Source organism: Pseudomonas sp. MB-090624, assembly GCF_003205245.1.
GTDB lineage: Bacteria > Pseudomonadota > Gammaproteobacteria > Pseudomonadales > Pseudomonadaceae > Aquipseudomonas > Aquipseudomonas juntendi.
In genome coordinates this window covers 41,170-56,340 of the sequence record NZ_QJRK01000046.1, presented here as the reverse complement: position 1 = coordinate 56,340, position 15,171 = coordinate 41,170, and the positions used below count along the sequence as shown (strand labels likewise).

The window sequence follows — 15,171 nt, the reverse complement described above, 5'->3', positions numbered from 1 at the left end:
GCGCCGTACAAACAAGGCGGCCGCGCGCGCCTGTCACAGGCGTTACTGGCCCGAAACAAACGTAGGAGCGAGCGCAGCTCGCGATTGCGCCGCGCGGGCGGCGCTCGATCTCACAGGCGCTGAAGATACTGCGGCTACCCTTGCCAGAAACCATAGAATCTCCCACAACGTACAGCACAGGTCTTGAGAACATTGCTATCGGTGTGGGAGCCGGCTTGCCGGCGATGGGCTGCACAGCAGCCTCGACAGCCTCAAGCCCATTGACTGTCACATTATCATCACGCCCCTGTCGTAATCTGCCGGCCAACTCTATGCCACAGGGCCACCCGGCATGCCGCGCCTGCTTGTGCTACTGCTCACCGTGCTACCACTGGCCACCGTGGCCGAACCGGTTCATTTGCGTGTGCAAGGCTCCAATACCATTGGCGCAGCCCTGCTGCCGGCGCTGGTGGAGGGCCAGCTCCGTGCGCAGCAAGCCAGCGCGATCGAACGCCGGGCCGGCAAGCTGCCCAACGAAACCGTGATCACGGCCCGCGACACGCAGGGCCAACCGGTACGCATCGACATCGCTGCCCACGGTTCCAGCACCGGCTTCACCGCCCTGGTTGAGGGCGAGGCCGACCTGGCGGCCGCCTCACGGCCGATCAACGACAACGAAGTACTCCAGTTGCGAGCGTTGGGCGACCTGCGTGCTGCCGCTTCCGAGCAAGTCATTGCCCTGGATGGTGTGGCGGTCATTGTCCACCCCGATAACCCGCTGCCGCAGCTCAGCACAGGGCAACTGGCGCAAGTTTTCTCTGGTCAGATCCAGCGTTGGGAAGAATTGGGCATTTCCGGCGGGGCCATTCACCTGTACGCCCGTGACGACCGCTCCGGCACCTTTGAAACCTTCAAGGCACTGGTACTGGCGCCACAGCACGCGGCACTGTCAGCCCAGGCCCGGCGCTTCGAATCCAGTGACGAACTGGCCGCAGGGGTGAGCACCGACCGCCAGGCCATTGGCTTCAGTAGCCTGGCCGCCATTCACGGGGCCAAGGTGCTGGCGGTGGCTGAAGGGGACGCCCCGGCCATGCTGCCAGCGCGCGCCCTGGTGGCCAGCGAGGACTACCCCCTGTCACGGCGCTTGTACTTCTATCTGCCGGCCAACCCCAAACCACCCGCCAAAGCCCTGGCGGACTTCGCCCAAAGCCCGGCAGGCCAGGCCATCGTCGCCCAGCAAGGGTTCGTTTCGCAGCAGATACAGGCCCTGCCAGTGCCACCACAGGCAGGCATGCCGCCGCGCTACCGCAACCTGGCCAGGCAGGCACAACGGCTGAGCGTGAACTTTCGCTTTCAGGCAGGCAGCGCCAACCTCGACAACAAGGCCCTGCGTGATGTGCGAAGGGTCGCCGATTACCTGCACCAGGCCGGCAAGCTACAAGGCAAGACAGTGCTGGTTGGCTTCGGCGACCCCAAGCTGACCCCAGGCCGCGCTGCGCTGCTGTCGCGCTTGCGGGCGCAGGCGGTGCGCCGCCAGTTGGCACGTAACGGCGTCGCAGTGCTGCAGGTGACCGGCATGGGCGCTGAATTGCCTGTGGCCGGCAACGAACGTGAACAAGGGCGGCTGCACAACCAGCGTGTGGAGGTGTGGGTGTACTGAGCAACAGGGTGATGCTGTTCACGGCCGCCTGGCAAACAAATGTAACAGCTCCGGATTCGGCAGCGCAGGCAAACAGGTCTAGCCTTAACCCTATGTGATACCGGGCCCCTCTGACGGCTGCCACGCCGTGATGTCGGATCACTGTTGCCACGCAACGTCGACATTCAAGGAGAGGCTCATGACAGCTCTACAGGCGTTTCTCACCACCCCGTTCCTCGGTACCAGCACCTGGCTGTGGCTGGTGTTCATGGCCATCGTCATCGGCCTGCTGGTACTCGACCTCGGCATACTGCACCGTCACGAACGTGAAATCGGCATGCGCGAAAGCCTGCTGTTGTACTCCGGCTACTTCAGCATCGGCGTGCTGTTCGGCGGTTGGGTCTGGTTCCAGCTAGGCGCGCAATCGGCGCTGGAGTTCTACACCGGCTTCCTGGTCGAGCAATCACTGTCGATGGACAACGTGTTCGTCATGGCCATGATTTTCAGCTATTTCGCCATCCCCCGCCGTTACCAGCACCGCGTGCTGTTCTGGGGCATCCTCGGGGTGGTGATCCTGCGCGCGATCATGATCGGGGTGGGCGCAGCACTGGTGCAGAACTTCGCCTGGGTGCTGTACCTCTTCGGGGCCTTCCTGCTGTTCACCGGGGTGAAGATGGCGCTGGCCAAAGAAGACAGCCATCCAGACCTGGCCAACAACCCAATCCTCAAGTTCGTGCGCCGGCACCTGCGGGTGACCGACGAGATCCATGGTTCGCATTTCTTTGTCCACCAGACACCCCCGGGGCAGAACAAGGCCCTGCGCCATGCAACGCCGCTGTTCCTGGCACTGGTGCTGATCGAGCTGGCCGACCTGGTGTTCGCGGTGGACAGCGTACCCGCGATCTTCGCCATCACCCAGGACCCGTTCATTGTCTACACCTCGAACATCTTCGCCATTCTTGGCCTGCGCTCGCTGTACTTTGCCTTGTCGGCGCTGATGCACCGGTTCGTATACCTCAAGTACGCATTGGCGCTGGTGTTGATCTTCATCGGCTGCAAGATCTTCTACCATGGCATGGTCGGCAAGGTGCCGGCGTTGCTGTCGTTGGGTGTGACGTTCGGGCTGTTGCTGGGTGGGGTGGTGGTTTCGCTGCTCAAGACGCGGGGGCAGAAGCCGGCTGTGGTGGGTCAGCCGCCGGCACACGGCACCCCCCAAGCCAATGCCGGCCACAAAGAGTAGGCCTGACGAGAATCAGCCTGCCTCACCGCCCGCTGCGCAACATCTCTGCCGGCACATACTTGCCAATCTCATACTTGCCGATCGCCGCCCGGTGCACTTCATCGGGTCCGTCGGCCAGGCGCAGGGTGCGTTGCATGGCGTACATGTACGCCAGCGGGAAATCGCCGCTCACCCCTGCCCCGCCATGCAGCTGGATCGCCCGGTCGATCACCTTCAGCGCCACGTTCGGCGCCACCACCTTGATCTGCGCGATCTCGCTGCGCGCGACCTTGTTGCCGACCGTGTCCATCATGTACGCCGCTTTGAGCGTGAGTAGCCGGGCCATGTCGATTTCCATGCGCGAATCGGCAATCTTGTCGACGTTGCCCCCCAGGCGTGCCAGAGGCTTGCCGAAGGCGGTGCGCGCAACCGAGCGCTTGCACATCAGCTCCAGCGCCCGTTCGGCCATGCCGACAGAACGCATGCAGTGGTGGATACGCCCAGGGCCCAGGCGCCCCTGGGCGATCTCGAAGCCGCGGCCCTCGCCGAGGATCACGTTTTCGTAAGGCACCCTTACGTTCTCGAACAGCACCTCGGCGTGGCCATGCGGGGCATCGTCGTAGCCGAATACCGGCAGCGGGCGAACAATCTTCACACCAGGCGTATCGGTTGGCACCAATACCATCGAGTGCTGCTGGTGACGCGGGCCTTCCGGATTGGACAGGCCCATGAAGATCATCACCTTGCAGCGCGGGTCGCACGCACCAGACGTCCACCATTTGCGCCCATTGATCACCCACTCGTCACCGTCACGCACCGCGGTCGCGACCATGTTGGTCGCGTCCGAGGAAGCCACATCCGGTTCGGTCATGGCGAAGGAGGAACGAATCTCACCCCGCAGTAGCGGCTCCAGCCACTGGCGTTTCTGCGCCTGGCTGCCGTAGCGCACCAGCACCTCCATGTTGCCGGTATCCGGGGCCGAACAGTTGAACGGCTCCGGGCCGAGCAGTGAGCGGCCCATGATTTCGGCCAGCGGCGCGTACTCCAGGTTGCTCAGGCCAGCGCCGTACTCCGACTCGGGCAGGAACAGGTTCCATAGCCCCTCGGCGCGGGCCTTGGCCTTGAGCTCTTCCATGATCGCGGTGGGCTGCCAGCGGTCACCCTCGGCGACCTGGCGGTCAAACACCGCCTCGGCGGGGTAGACATAAGCATCCATGAACGCAGTGACACGCTCGCGCAGTGCCTGGACCTTGGGCGAATAGGCGAAATCCATCGGGGTTACCTTCACGGTTCGAAGAACATGGCCAGAGCCTAGAGCAGCGCAACCCGATCCACCTAGTCTATTTTCAGCGTGTATGAACATTCATAACCGATATATGATCGGCAGATAACTCCAACAAAGAGCGGCGCCCATGAACCTCAGCAAGGTCGACCTCAACCTGTTCATCGTGTTCGATGCGATCTACACCGAAGCCAACCTCACCCGCGCCGGGCAGATCGTCGGCATCACCCAGCCGGCGGTGTCCAACGCCCTGTCGCGCCTGCGCGAAACCTTCAACGACCCGCTGTTCGTGCGCACTGCGCAAGGCATGGTGCCCACGCCCATGGCGCAGAACATCATCGGCCCGGTGCGCAACGCCCTGGCGCTGCTGCGCACCTCAGTACAGGAAAGCCGCATTTTCAACCCGCAACAGGCCAACAAAACCTTCCGTATCAGCATGACCGACCTGACCGAAGCGGTCATTCTGCCGCCCCTGTTCCAGCGGCTGCGCCGCCTGGCGCCGACGGTGCTGATCGAGAGTTTCCTGTGCAAGCGCCGTGAAACCACCAAGGAGCTGGCCGCCGGCCGCCTGGATTTCGCCATCGACGCGCCGTTGAACACCGACCCCCAGGTCCGCCACGTGAAGTTGATGCAAGACCGCTACGTCTGTGCCCTGCGCCAGGGCCACCCGCTGGCGGACAGCAAACTGACCCTCGACAGCTACCTGGGCATGACCCATATCCACATTTCCAGCCGCCGCAACGGCCTGGGGTATGTCGACCTGGCGTTGGGGAAGATGGGCGTGCAACGCAAGGTCGCCCTGCGCTCGCAGCACTACCTGATGGCCTCGCAAGTGTTGCAGCAGACCGACATGGCAATGACCGTCCCGGAGCGTTTCGCTCGCCGTCATCAGCTGCGCTACCACCCGCTGCCGGTGGAGGTCCCGGCTCTGGAAACGCACCTGTACTGGCACGAAAGCACCGACCAGGACCCGGCCAACCGTTGGATGCGCGAGCAGATCACCGAGCTGTGCCAACGTGTGGTAGCCGACGAAGAAAAAGCGCTTGAACCTGCCTAAAATGCGCGCTGAAACCGGTCGATGCGTATCACGGTGTGCTGTGCGAAAGAATGAATCGAGAAAAATATTCTCCAAAAAGGCAATCAAATAGAACAAGCATGCAAATACGCCACAAATAGCTCAGCGGGAAGCGAAAAGCATCTTTCGACCGCACGATAGGCTGATGCCAACGATCGCCGACCCCACGGCGACAGACATGGACATGCCCCGATGCCTAACGCCCCGCTGTACTTCGATTACGCCGCCACTACCCCGGTCGATGACCGGGTGGTCGAAACCATGCTCGCCGGCCTTGGCCGCCAGGCCAACTTCGGCAACCCGGCCTCCAGTGGCCATGCCTACGGCCAGGCCGCCCGCAGTGTGGTGGACCAGGCCCGCCAGCAAGTGGCCGAGCGCATCGGCGCCCCGGCCGAAGCGCTGGTATGGACCTCTGGTGCCACCGAGTCGAACAACCTGGCGCTCAAAGGCGTTGCCAACGGCATCGACCACCCGGGGCACCTGGTCACCAGCCTGCTGGAACACAAAGCCGTACTCGACACCGTGGCCGAACTGGAGCGCCAAGGCTGGGCGGTCACGCGCCTGGCACCTGATGCCCGTGGCCTGATCCAGCCCGCGGCCGTACAAGCCGCGTTGCGCGCCGATACCCGCCTGGTATCGCTGATGGCCGTCAACAATGAACTCGGCACGGTCACCGACGTTGCCGCCATTGGCGAGTGCGTTCGCGCGCATGGCGCCCTGTTGCACGTGGACGCCGCACAGGCAGTGGGCAAACTGGCGATTGACCTGCGCGCGATGGCTGTCGACCTGATGTCGTTCTCGGCGCACAAGGTCTATGGGCCCAAAGGCATCGGCGCCCTGTACGTCGGGCCTCGCGCCCGCCCGGTACTGCGCGCACAGATCCACGGCGGTGGCCATGAGCAGGGCCTGCGTTCCGGGACCTTGGCCACCCACCAGATTGCCGGCATGGGCAGTGCGTTCGCCCTGGCCGGGCAGCCCGGCGACAGCGAGTACCTGCGCCTAGCGCAGCTGGCCACGCGGCTGCAGGAAGGCTTGCTGAAGTTGCCCGGGGTCAGCCTCAATGGCTGCGCCACGCAACGCATCCCGCACACCCTGAACCTGTGCATCGACAGCCCGGGCTTCAACAGTGCGGCGCTGGCCAGCGAACTGGCGTTGTCCACCACCTCGGCGTGCAACTCGGCCAGCAACATGGCGTCCCACGTGCTGCTGGCGCTGGGGCTGAATGAGCACCAGGCGCGCAACAGCGTGCGCCTTAGCATCGGCCGTTTCAGCACCGACGCCGAAGTCGACAAGGCGCTGGAGGTGTTTGCCAGGGTAGTGGCTGCGGCGTCGGCAGCCTTGTGGTAACCCGCCTCTTGCGCGGGCCCTGTGGGAAATTCTATGGTTTCTGGCAAGGGTAGCCGCAGCATCTTCAGCGTCTGTGAGATCGAGCGCCGCCCGCGCGGCGCTTCGCGAGCTGCGCTCGCTCCTACGTTTGTTTCGGGCCAGTAACCCCTGTGCCAGATGCGCGCGGCCGCCTTGTTCGTACGACGCGATTTTGAGGCATGCGCCAAGGCGTTCGCGCGCAAATCCCACAGGAATAATTGGCCCGAAACAAACGTAGGAGCGAGCGCAGCTCGCGATGCGCCGCGCGGGCGGCGCTCGATCGCACAGGCGCTGCATATCTTGTGACAAACACCTGTCAGCCCTGATGCGCCCCCTGTGGGCTGGCTTGCCGGCGATGGGCTGCAAAGCAGCCCAATGGCTGCCACCAAGGCTTGACTGACAGGCATTACCCGGCTGCCGCGCTTACAGGAAGGTGAATACCTGCGCTGCCGGCAAGCGCGACTTGCCCAGGCCGGCATTGAAGTCGGCCTCACTGCGATAGCCCAGGCAGAGCATCACCACGCTGGTGAACCCCCGCTCGCGCAAGCCCAGTTCGGCATCCAGCAGCTTGCTGTCGAAACCTTCAATGGGCGTGGCATCCAGCCCCAGCGCCGCAGCACCCAGCAACGCCGTGCCCAGGGCCAGGTAGGTCTGTTTCTCCATCCAGTGCTGCACGTCCTTCAGATCGAAGCGGTGCAGGTCAACGTAGTGACGGCGGCTCTGGTTTTGCGCCGCGCGCGCCTGGTCGTCCCGGAAACGCCCGTCGGCGGCCTCCTGGTCCAGCACGCTGTCCAGGTGCGCTTCAGTCATTTCGGTACGGGTGCAGAACACGATCACGTGCGAAGCATCGAGCAGCTTCGGCGTGTTGTAGGCGTAGCCCTGCGAGGTGCTCTTGGCCAGGCGGGCCTTGCCTTCGGCGCCGTCGGCGACGATGAAGTGCCAAGGCTGGGAATTGACCGAGGACGGGCTGTGGCGCAGTTGCTCGAGCAAGGCATCGACCGTGGCCTGGGGAATACGGCGTGAGGCATCGTAGGCTTTGGTGGTGTAACGGCGCTTGGCCAGCGAGACGGTATCCATGCAACGACTCCAGGTATGAGCAGTGAATTTGCCGCTCATCTTATCTTTCCTGCAGAAAAGAAAAACCGGCACAATGCAGCAACACTTTCGGCCCTGGAGTGAAAATGCTGCGCATCGCAGACCTTGAGCTGTTCGCCCGTAGCAGCGTGCTGGGCAGCTTCACCGCCGCTGCCCACGAAGCGGGCTTGCTGCCTGGCCAGGTGGCTGCGGCCATCAAGCGCCTGGAGCGCGACCTGGACGTGCGTCTGTTCGCCCGCACTACCCGCAGCCTGCGCCTGACCGCAGAGGGCGAGCGCTACCTGCCGACCGCACTGAATGTGCTGGAGAGCCTGCGCCAGGGCCACGAAGACCTGCATGGCAACCCTGACACCCTGCGCGGTACGCTGCAGGTGTCGGCGCCCTCCGACATGGGCCGCAACATGCTGTTGCCATGGCTCAGCGCCTTCCGCCGCGAGCACCCGGCGTTGCAGGTGCGCTTCTTTCTCTCTGACCAGATCGCCGACCTCAACCGTGACCCAGTAGACGTGGCCATCCGCTATGGCCACAACCAGGACGCCAACTACATCGCCCTGCCGCTGGCTGCCTGGAACCGCCGGGTGCTGGTCGCCTCGCCCGACTACCTGGCCCGGCACGGCCGCCCACTCACCCCCGATGCGCTGCAGCAGCATGCATGCCTGTTGTACATGCAGCACAACCGGGTGTACGACAAATGGCAACTGGGCAACCGCACCGTGCAGGTGCGCGGGCCGCTGGTCAGCGACGACGCCGACGTCATCCGCCGTTTGGCCGTACAGGGTGAAGGCATCGTGTACAAGTCGTGGCTGGACGTCAGCGCCAACATTGCCACCGGCGAACTGGAGGTCGTTCTCCCCGGACTGCTCGGCGAATCGACCCCGGTCACGCTGGTTTGCCCGCATCGCAAACAGCTCACCCCGGCGGTAACCCAACTGCACCTGTGGCTACGCGAGCGCTTCGAGGCGCTGCGTGAACCGGCACTGGCCAGCGGCTGCACAATTGTTCCAGACTGAACTCAACCGTTACGCTAGGTTGGCGTTTTGAATCGGCGGCATGCCTCCATGAGCAACTGGATAGACTTCAAGCAGGACGCCGACACCGGCATCGAGTCGGTGCGGGCGCATTTTGTCGGGCATGCCTACGACCCGCACTGGCACGACAGCTTTCTGGTGGGCGTCACCGAACAGGGGGTGCAGCAGTTCAATTGCCGCCGGGTGCGCCACCGCAGCACACCCGGGCAGGTGTTCTTGCTCGAGCCTGGCGATATTCACGATGGCCTGGCCCCCACCGAGGAAGGCTTCACCTACTCCACGTTGTACCTGGACCCGCTCTGGCTCGACCAGCAATTGCGGTCGCTGTTCGAGCACGCGCCGGGCGGCAGCCTGCCGAGCTTTGCCGACACCCTTTGCCATGACCAACGTTTGGCAAGCGCTACCGCCCTCGCCTTCCGCGCGGTTCACGACCAGGACTTGCGCATCGTCCGGCAAACCGCCACCGACGAACTGCTTGCCCGCCTGACCTGCCACCTGCACTGGCGCCGGCGCATCAACCCCGACCCGCGCCTGCCGCTGAGCGCGCAGCGCGCGCGGGACTACCTGCATGCCAACCTGGAACGTGACATTGGCCTCGACGACCTGGCCCAGGCCTGCGGCATCGACCGTTTTCGCCTCACCCGGGCGTTCAAGGCCGCCTTCGGCATTGCCCCGCATGCCTACCTCATCCAGCTGCGCCTGACCCGGGCGCGGCGGCTGCTCGCCCAAGGCCAGAGCTCGGCGCAAGTGGCCGTGGCCTTGGGCTTTGCCGACCAGAGCCACCTGGGCCGCTGGTTTCGCCGTGCCTACCAGCTGACGCCGGCCGACTACCGCAGGCGCTGCTCAAACCTTCCAGACTGAACCGCTTGGCAACAGCGAGCATGGGGCTTTGATGCTCTGGAGCGTTCCCATGTCTCAGTCGATGCTGCCCTTCATCCTGTTTGCTTTGGTCGCCAGCCTCAGCCCGGGGCCAACCAACCTGTTGATCCTGGCGCACGGCGCCCGCCTGGGCGTACGGGCCAGCCTGTTGCCGATCCTGGCGGCCTGCTGCACGGCAGCGACAATTGTGCTGCTGGTGGGCCTGGGGCTGGGCGAGCTGTTGCTGCGCCACCCACTGGCACAGCAACTGATGAGCTGGGCCGGAGCGCTGTGGTTGAGCGGGCTGGCGTGGAAAATGCTGCGCAGTGCCGGGGCACCGCTGCACGCGGGTACGGCGCAAGGCTTCAGCGCCCTCAGCGCCGCCTTGCTGCAGGCGGTCAACCCTAAAGTGTGGTTGATGGCCGTGGCGGTGGTGGGGGTGTTTGCCGCCCCCAGGTTACCGGAATGGCAGCTGGCGTTGGTGTTCTGCCTGGTTGCCCTGCCGTGCATGGGGGCATGGGCGGTACTGGGGGCAGGCAGCGCCCGCTGGTTGCAGGCGCCGCAGCGGTTACGGGTGTTCAACCAACTGTTGGCGGGGCTTTTGCTGATTTCAGCATGGGCGGCTGTGCTGGCCTGACGCCCTGCCACCGGTTTGGGCTGCCGCGCAGCCCATCGCAGGCCCTGACCGGTCAGTGCGGTAGCGCCTCCCGCAAGCGCCGGGCGCTGGCCACGGCCAGCAACAACCCGACCACCGCCACACTGCCACCCACCAGGCCGATGTACGCCACATCCAGCCGGCTGCTGACAATGCTGCCCAGCAGGGCCCCACCCCCGATGCCGATGTTGTAGATACCCGAGAACAGCGCCATGGCTACGTCGGTCGCATCAGAGGCCAGCTTCAAGGTCCTGGACTGCAACGCCAGGCTGAAGCTGAGGATCGCTACCCCCCACAACATGCTCAGCACCGCGAACACGTAAAAGTTGCCTGACAGTGGCAACAGCAACAGCAGGCACGCCGCCAACACCCCCATCGAGCCCAGCAGGAAACCCTGCGGGAAGCGCTCGCTGTAGCGGCTGAACAACACTGAACCCAGTACCCCTGCCCCCCCGAACAGCAACAGCAACAGCGTGGTGCGCTCGCCGCCGATCTGCGCCACGTGCAGAGCGAATGGCTCGATATAGCTGTACGCGGTGAATTGCGCAGTAATCACCAGGGTCACCAGCAGATAGGTGATGACCAGCGCCGGGCGCCTGAACAGGACCGGCAGGCTGCGTAGCGACCCGGAGTTCTGGCTGGGCAGCAGCGGCAACGACTTCATCAGGCACACCATGGTCGCCAGCGCTACCACGGCAATGCTCAGGAAGGTGATGCGCCAGCCCAGTGCCTCGCCCACCACACGCCCGAGCGGGATGCCAAGCACCATGGCCAGGGTGGTGCCGGTGGCCAACAGGCCCAACGCCTTGGCCTGCTGCCCGGGCGGCGCCACGCGCACCGCCAGCGAAGCGGTAATGGCCCAGAACACCGCATGCGCCAGGGCAATGCCGATGCGACTGACCAGCAGCATGGCGAAGCTTTGCGACAGCCAGGACAACAAGTGGCTGACGATGAACACCATGAACACCAACAACAGCAAGCGCCGCCGTTCGATGTTGCGGGTCAGCAGCATCATCGGCAGAGACGCCAGCGCCACCACCCAGGCATAGATGGTCAGCATCAGGCCGACCTGGGCAGTGCTCATGTCGAAGCTGCCGCCAATGTCACTGAGCAGCGCCACCGGAACGAATTCGGTGGTATTGAAAATGAAGGCCGCCAGGGCCAAGGCGATGACGCTAAGCCAACTGCCGCTGCCCGTGCCGGGTGGCAGGTGGCTGGGTACAGGTCCGTTCATTGTAGAAAGAGAGTCTCCGTGAAAAAGCAACAGGTCGCGCGCCAGGGCCCCGGTCTATGGGGTTGCCGACGTACGCATTGTCATGAATAGGAATGCCGGCATGGTACGCGTCACACCCGGGGCCAACAACCGCAAGTCGGGCATAAGGAGTACCATGCCCACTTGAAGTGAAACACGTTGCAGCAAGGAGCCCGATCCACTCATGGACAAGCAGTACCCCCAGCAGCAATGGCAGCAGGCGGTCATCGCCTATGCCCAGGCCGTCAACGACTACGTTGCACAAGGCCGCGCCCAAGGCTGGGACAACCTTCAAGCGCCACAAGTGCCCGCGACCGACCACCTGCTCGACGCCTGGCTGGCAGCCCTGCAGGCAGCCAACCGCCCGGGCTGCAGTGAGCAGCAACGCCAAGACTTCCGCCAAGCCTGGCCGCCTGCCCACCAACCGCTGGTACCGTTGCTTGATGAGCATGGCCAGGGCATCAGCAATGTCCTGCTGCTGGACGACGGTAGCCTGCTGGCGCGCATCGGCATGCCGCACGAAAAAGGCCAGGTGCTGCGTATCGATCGCCATGGGGTCACCCCGGTGATCGGCGTCGAGTACTTCGGCCGCTGCCCGGCCCGCCGCTACTTTGCCCTGGGCAATGCCGAAGGCGTCCGGGTGACCGCTGGCTGGGGCGGCCCGCAGGTACAGCGCCTGGCCTGGCCGACCGGCCTGGAAGGGTTGCCGGCCGGCTACCCGTTCGAGCCGTTCGACCTGCCACCCGCGCCCACCGCATTGATCCCTTTCCCGGACGGCCAACGCGTGCTGCTGGTCAGTGCCGATGGCACCTTCGTGTTGGCCAGCGACGGCGCAACCCGCCTGCTGCCGCACCAGGCGCGGGTACTCGACGCCCTGGCCGAAGGCACCGAGCCGGAGGACATCAGCCTCGGGCTGAGCATGGAGCACGGCGCGGTGTCGGCCGATGGCCGCTGGGTCGTGGTGGGTGAGCAAGGCAGCCGGCACCTGGTGCTGGACGACCGGCTCAGGTTGGTGGCCGAGATTGGTCCCGGCGGCGAATACCCGCATTTCGCGCTGTTCAACCAGCGGGGTGACCAGTTGCTCCTCAACGCCTGCCACTTCTACAGCGGTGCCACGCTGGCGGTACGGGTAGCCGACCTGCCGGGGCTGCGCACCGATTACTACAGCCAGGACCCGCGCACCCCACTGGTGCAGGATGGCGCGCGTGTCTATGCCGGGGTGGCGCGCGCTGGCGAATACATCATCGGTGATGCCTACGGCTACCTGCGGGCCTTTGGCGAAGATGGCCAGGAGCATTGGCAGCACTACCTGGGCTCGACCATCAGCGCCATGGACATCAGCGCCGACGGGCGTACCCTGGTGGCCGCCAGCCATGCCGGGATTGTGGCGGAGATTGCCCTCGACAGCGGCCGGCCGGCGTGGCAGATCGGTACCGGCGCGCATGGGGAGGTGCGCCGGTGGCTGTTCTGGAAGGGCTGGGACAAACCGCTGGCCTGGTAGCCAAGCCTGCCCCGGCCTGCCAGCCGGCCGCTTCGCGGCTTGCCCGCATAGCGGCCGACGCAGGCCCCGATCAGGCCTGCAGCGTGGCCATGTCGATCACGAACCGGTATTTCACATCACCGGCGATCATGCGCTCGTACGCCTGGTTGATATTGCGGATGTCCAGCATCTCGATATCGCAGCGGATATCGTGTTCGGCACAGAAATCCAGCACTTCCTGGGTCTCGGCGATACCACCAATCAACGACCCCGCCAGCACCCGACGCTTCATGACCAGGTTGGCCGCATGCACGGCCGGGTCGATCGGCTCGATCAGGCCGACCAGAATGTGCACCCCGTCGAACTTCAGCGTTTCCAGGTACGGGTTCAGGTCGTGCTGCACCGGAATGGTATCGAGCAGGAAATCGAAACGGTCGGCCGCAGCGCGCATCTGCTCGGCATCGGTGGACACGATCACATGGTCGGCGCCCTGGCGCCGCGCTTCTTCGGCCTTGGCCTGGGAGCGGGTGAACAAGGTCACTTCTGCGCCCAGCGCCTTGGCCAGCTTGATGCCCATGTGGCCCAGCCCGCCCATGCCCAGGATGCCGACCTTGTGCCCCGGGCCGACACCGTGGTGCTTGAGCGGCGAATAGGTGGTGATACCGGCGCACAGGATCGGCGCGGCGCTGGGCAGGTCCATGCCGGCCGGAATGCGCAGCACGAAGTGCTCGCTGACCACGATGCTGCTGGAGTAGCCGCCCATGGTGTTGCTGCCGTCGACCCGGTCCGGGGTGGCATAGGTCATGGTCGGGCCTTGCTGGCAGTATTGCTCCAGGTCCTTGGCGCACGCCTCGCAGTGGCGGCAGGAGTCGACCATGCAACCCACGCCTACCAGGTCACCTACCTTGTAGGCGGTGACCTGGTCGCCCGTGGCGGTGACGCGGCCGATGATTTCGTGGCCAGGCATCAGCGGGTATACGGCAATGCCCCATTCGTTGCGCGCCTGGTGGATGTCGGAGTGGCACACGCCACAGTACAGGATCTCGATGGCGACATCGTCCGGGCGCGGGCTGCGGCGCTCGAAGGTCATGGGCGCCAGGGGGCTGGTAGGGGTTTGGGCGGCGTAACCGATGGCGGTATACATGCTGGACCTCGCTGTAGAATGAAACGATTCAGTGGGGCAATTGTGCCCACCATTCGCCCTCGCGCCCACGGCTGATTCTCCGGCATGCATGCCTGATTCTCCGAACCTGCCTTTGTGCCACTGGCGCTATGCCGTCAATCTGCGATCATTAGGCTGTCTGATCCTCTGCCCTGGTTCATCATGCAACTGACCCGCCACGTCGATGCCAACGCGCCCCTCTGCGCCCTGATCCGCTGCCTGGCCACGCGCCCGGGCTTCGTGCCTACGCACCTGCCACAGGTGCAAGTACTGAGCTGGGACCACTATGTCGCCAGCAGCCCGCAAATCTACGAGCCCAGCCTGATGATCCTGGCCCAGGGCAGCAAGCTGGCGCGCCTGGGGCCACGCACCCTTGAGTACGGTGCCGGCCACTACCTGGTGCAGGCGTTGTCGGTGCCCTTCATGTGTGAAACCTTCGCCACCCGCGAGGCGCCGTTGTTGGGCGTGGCGGTGGACATCGACCGTGGCGTGCTGGGTGAACTGGTACAAAGCATGGATCTGGCGCCAGACCCTGCCGTGCAGGCGCAAACACCGCAATCGATGACTTCCGCAGCACTGGATGCGCCCATGCGCGACAGTGTGGAGCGCCTGCTGCAGTGCCTGCAGGACCCACTGGATGCCAAGGTCCTGGGCCCGGCGAGGGTGCGTGAAGTGCTTTACACCGCGCTGCGCGGCCCGCAGGCTGGGGTGTTGCGGGCGCTGGTGGAACAACAAGGGCACTTTGCCCGTATCGGCGCCGCCCTCGCCCACTTGCGCGAGCACTACAGCGAGCCCCTGAGCGTGGAGGCGCTCGCGGCGCGGGCCAACATGAGTGTTTCGACCTTTCACGAACACTTCAAGCGCTGCACCGACATGGCGCCCATGCAATACCTCAAACGCCTGCGGTTGCTCAAGGCCCAGCAAATGCTGATCGGCGAAGGCCTGGGTGTTGCACAGACGGCGCACCGGGTGGGCTACCAGAGCACCTCGCAGTTCAGCCGTGAATACAAGCGCCAGTTCGAACGCAGCCCAGGGGATGAACTGCCCTACCAGAGCTTGCCGGTTTGACTGAAGGGCGGCGG

Annotated in this window: 13 protein-coding genes; 9 read left to right on the top strand and 4 right to left on the bottom strand. The window is 64.7% G+C overall.

Annotation, left to right across the window (positions count from 1 at the left end; all coding sequences use genetic code 11):
• Positions 1 to 331 precede the first annotated feature (331 nt).
• Positions 332 to 1,639 (top strand): substrate-binding domain-containing protein, encoded by a 1,308-nt coding sequence (locus DMX12_RS22775; RefSeq protein ID WP_110679508.1) that lies wholly within the window; start codon positions 332 to 334, stop codon positions 1,637 to 1,639.
• A gap of 178 nt (positions 1,640 to 1,817) precedes the next feature.
• Positions 1,818 to 2,858 carry a TerC family protein gene (locus DMX12_RS22770; RefSeq protein WP_110679507.1) on the top strand — a complete coding sequence of 347 codons (1,041 nt, stop codon included), beginning with the start codon at positions 1,818 to 1,820 and terminating at the stop codon, positions 2,856 to 2,858.
• A gap of 22 nt (positions 2,859 to 2,880) precedes the next feature.
• Here the strand turns inward: DMX12_RS22770 and DMX12_RS22765 are convergent, their stop codons facing one another.
• Positions 2,881 to 4,110, bottom strand: a complete 1,230-nt coding sequence (locus tag DMX12_RS22765) for an acyl-CoA dehydrogenase (RefSeq protein WP_054914005.1) — start codon at positions 4,108 to 4,110, stop codon at positions 2,881 to 2,883.
• 139 nt (positions 4,111 to 4,249) lie between these two features.
• On the opposite strand from DMX12_RS22765, the gene DMX12_RS22760 reads away from it, so the two are divergent.
• Positions 4,250 to 5,176: a LysR family transcriptional regulator gene (locus DMX12_RS22760; protein WP_009686428.1), complete on the top strand. Its 927-nt coding sequence runs from the start codon at positions 4,250 to 4,252 to the stop codon at positions 5,174 to 5,176.
• A gap of 210 nt (positions 5,177 to 5,386) precedes the next feature.
• On the top strand, positions 5,387 to 6,541 hold the full coding sequence (locus DMX12_RS22755; protein WP_110679506.1) for a cysteine desulfurase family protein: 1,155 nt from the start codon (positions 5,387 to 5,389) through the stop codon (positions 6,539 to 6,541).
• A 441-nt stretch (positions 6,542 to 6,982) separates the two neighbouring features.
• Here DMX12_RS22755 and nfsB read toward each other — a convergent pair whose 3' ends face one another.
• Positions 6,983 to 7,636 (bottom strand): oxygen-insensitive NAD(P)H nitroreductase, encoded by a 654-nt coding sequence (gene nfsB / locus DMX12_RS22750; RefSeq protein ID WP_110679505.1) that lies wholly within the window; start codon positions 7,634 to 7,636, stop codon positions 6,983 to 6,985.
• A gap of 104 nt (positions 7,637 to 7,740) precedes the next feature.
• On the opposite strand from nfsB, the gene DMX12_RS22745 reads away from it, so the two are divergent.
• The 3 genes from DMX12_RS22745 to DMX12_RS22735 are packed head-to-tail and all read left to right on the top strand — an operon-like array spanning position 7,741 to position 10,177.
• Positions 7,741 to 8,664, top strand: a complete 924-nt coding sequence (locus DMX12_RS22745; protein WP_009683964.1) for a LysR family transcriptional regulator — start codon at positions 7,741 to 7,743, stop codon at positions 8,662 to 8,664.
• A gap of 48 nt (positions 8,665 to 8,712) precedes the next feature.
• Positions 8,713 to 9,543, top strand: coding sequence for an AraC family transcriptional regulator (locus tag DMX12_RS22740; RefSeq protein ID WP_009683965.1), 831 nt, complete (start codon positions 8,713 to 8,715; stop codon positions 9,541 to 9,543).
• Positions 9,544 to 9,592: 49 nt separating this feature from the next.
• Positions 9,593 to 10,177 (top strand): LysE family translocator, encoded by a 585-nt coding sequence (locus DMX12_RS22735; protein ID WP_110679504.1) that lies wholly within the window; start codon positions 9,593 to 9,595, stop codon positions 10,175 to 10,177.
• A 52-nt stretch (positions 10,178 to 10,229) separates the two neighbouring features.
• Here DMX12_RS22735 and DMX12_RS22730 read toward each other — a convergent pair whose 3' ends face one another.
• Complete coding sequence (locus DMX12_RS22730) at positions 10,230 to 11,429, bottom strand: sugar transporter (RefSeq protein ID WP_110679503.1); 1,200 nt, start codon at positions 11,427 to 11,429, stop codon at positions 10,230 to 10,232.
• Positions 11,430 to 11,631: 202 nt separating this feature from the next.
• On the opposite strand from DMX12_RS22730, the gene DMX12_RS22725 reads away from it, so the two are divergent.
• A complete protein-coding gene (locus DMX12_RS22725; protein WP_110679502.1) occupies positions 11,632 to 12,948 on the top strand; it encodes a hypothetical protein in 1,317 nt (438 codons plus the stop codon).
• A 70-nt stretch (positions 12,949 to 13,018) separates the two neighbouring features.
• Here DMX12_RS22725 and calA read toward each other — a convergent pair whose 3' ends face one another.
• Entirely contained in the window at positions 13,019 to 14,071 is a 1,053-nt protein-coding gene (calA, locus tag DMX12_RS22720; protein WP_029884986.1) for a vanillin reductase, read from the bottom strand.
• 180 nt (positions 14,072 to 14,251) lie between these two features.
• Between calA and DMX12_RS22715 the strand changes: the two genes are divergently transcribed.
• On the top strand, positions 14,252 to 15,157 hold the full coding sequence (locus tag DMX12_RS22715; protein ID WP_029884985.1) for an AraC family transcriptional regulator: 906 nt from the start codon (positions 14,252 to 14,254) through the stop codon (positions 15,155 to 15,157).
• Positions 15,158 to 15,171: the final 14 nt, after the last annotated feature.

Excerpts from the sequence above, each read along its gene's own strand:
- DMX12_RS22775 (WP_110679508.1), top strand. The coding sequence starts at position 332 with ATGCCGCGCCTGCTTGTGCTACTGCTCACCGTGCTACCACTGGCCACC.
- DMX12_RS22770 (WP_110679507.1), top strand. The coding sequence starts at position 1,818 with ATGACAGCTCTACAGGCGTTTCTCACCACCCCGTTCCTCGGTACCAGC.
- DMX12_RS22765 (WP_054914005.1), bottom strand. The coding sequence starts at position 4,110 with ATGGATTTCGCCTATTCGCCCAAGGTCCAGGCACTGCGCGAGCGTGTC.
- DMX12_RS22760 (WP_009686428.1), top strand. The coding sequence starts at position 4,250 with ATGAACCTCAGCAAGGTCGACCTCAACCTGTTCATCGTGTTCGATGCG.
- DMX12_RS22755 (WP_110679506.1), top strand. The coding sequence starts at position 5,387 with ATGCCTAACGCCCCGCTGTACTTCGATTACGCCGCCACTACCCCGGTC.
- nfsB (WP_110679505.1), bottom strand. The coding sequence starts at position 7,636 with ATGGATACCGTCTCGCTGGCCAAGCGCCGTTACACCACCAAAGCCTAC.
- DMX12_RS22745 (WP_009683964.1), top strand. The coding sequence starts at position 7,741 with ATGCTGCGCATCGCAGACCTTGAGCTGTTCGCCCGTAGCAGCGTGCTG.
- DMX12_RS22740 (WP_009683965.1), top strand. The coding sequence starts at position 8,713 with ATGAGCAACTGGATAGACTTCAAGCAGGACGCCGACACCGGCATCGAG.
- DMX12_RS22735 (WP_110679504.1), top strand. The coding sequence starts at position 9,593 with ATGTCTCAGTCGATGCTGCCCTTCATCCTGTTTGCTTTGGTCGCCAGC.
- DMX12_RS22730 (WP_110679503.1), bottom strand. The coding sequence starts at position 11,429 with ATGAACGGACCTGTACCCAGCCACCTGCCACCCGGCACGGGCAGCGGC.
- DMX12_RS22725 (WP_110679502.1), top strand. The coding sequence starts at position 11,632 with ATGGACAAGCAGTACCCCCAGCAGCAATGGCAGCAGGCGGTCATCGCC.
- calA (WP_029884986.1), bottom strand. The coding sequence starts at position 14,071 with ATGTATACCGCCATCGGTTACGCCGCCCAAACCCCTACCAGCCCCCTG.
- DMX12_RS22715 (WP_029884985.1), top strand. The coding sequence starts at position 14,252 with ATGCAACTGACCCGCCACGTCGATGCCAACGCGCCCCTCTGCGCCCTG.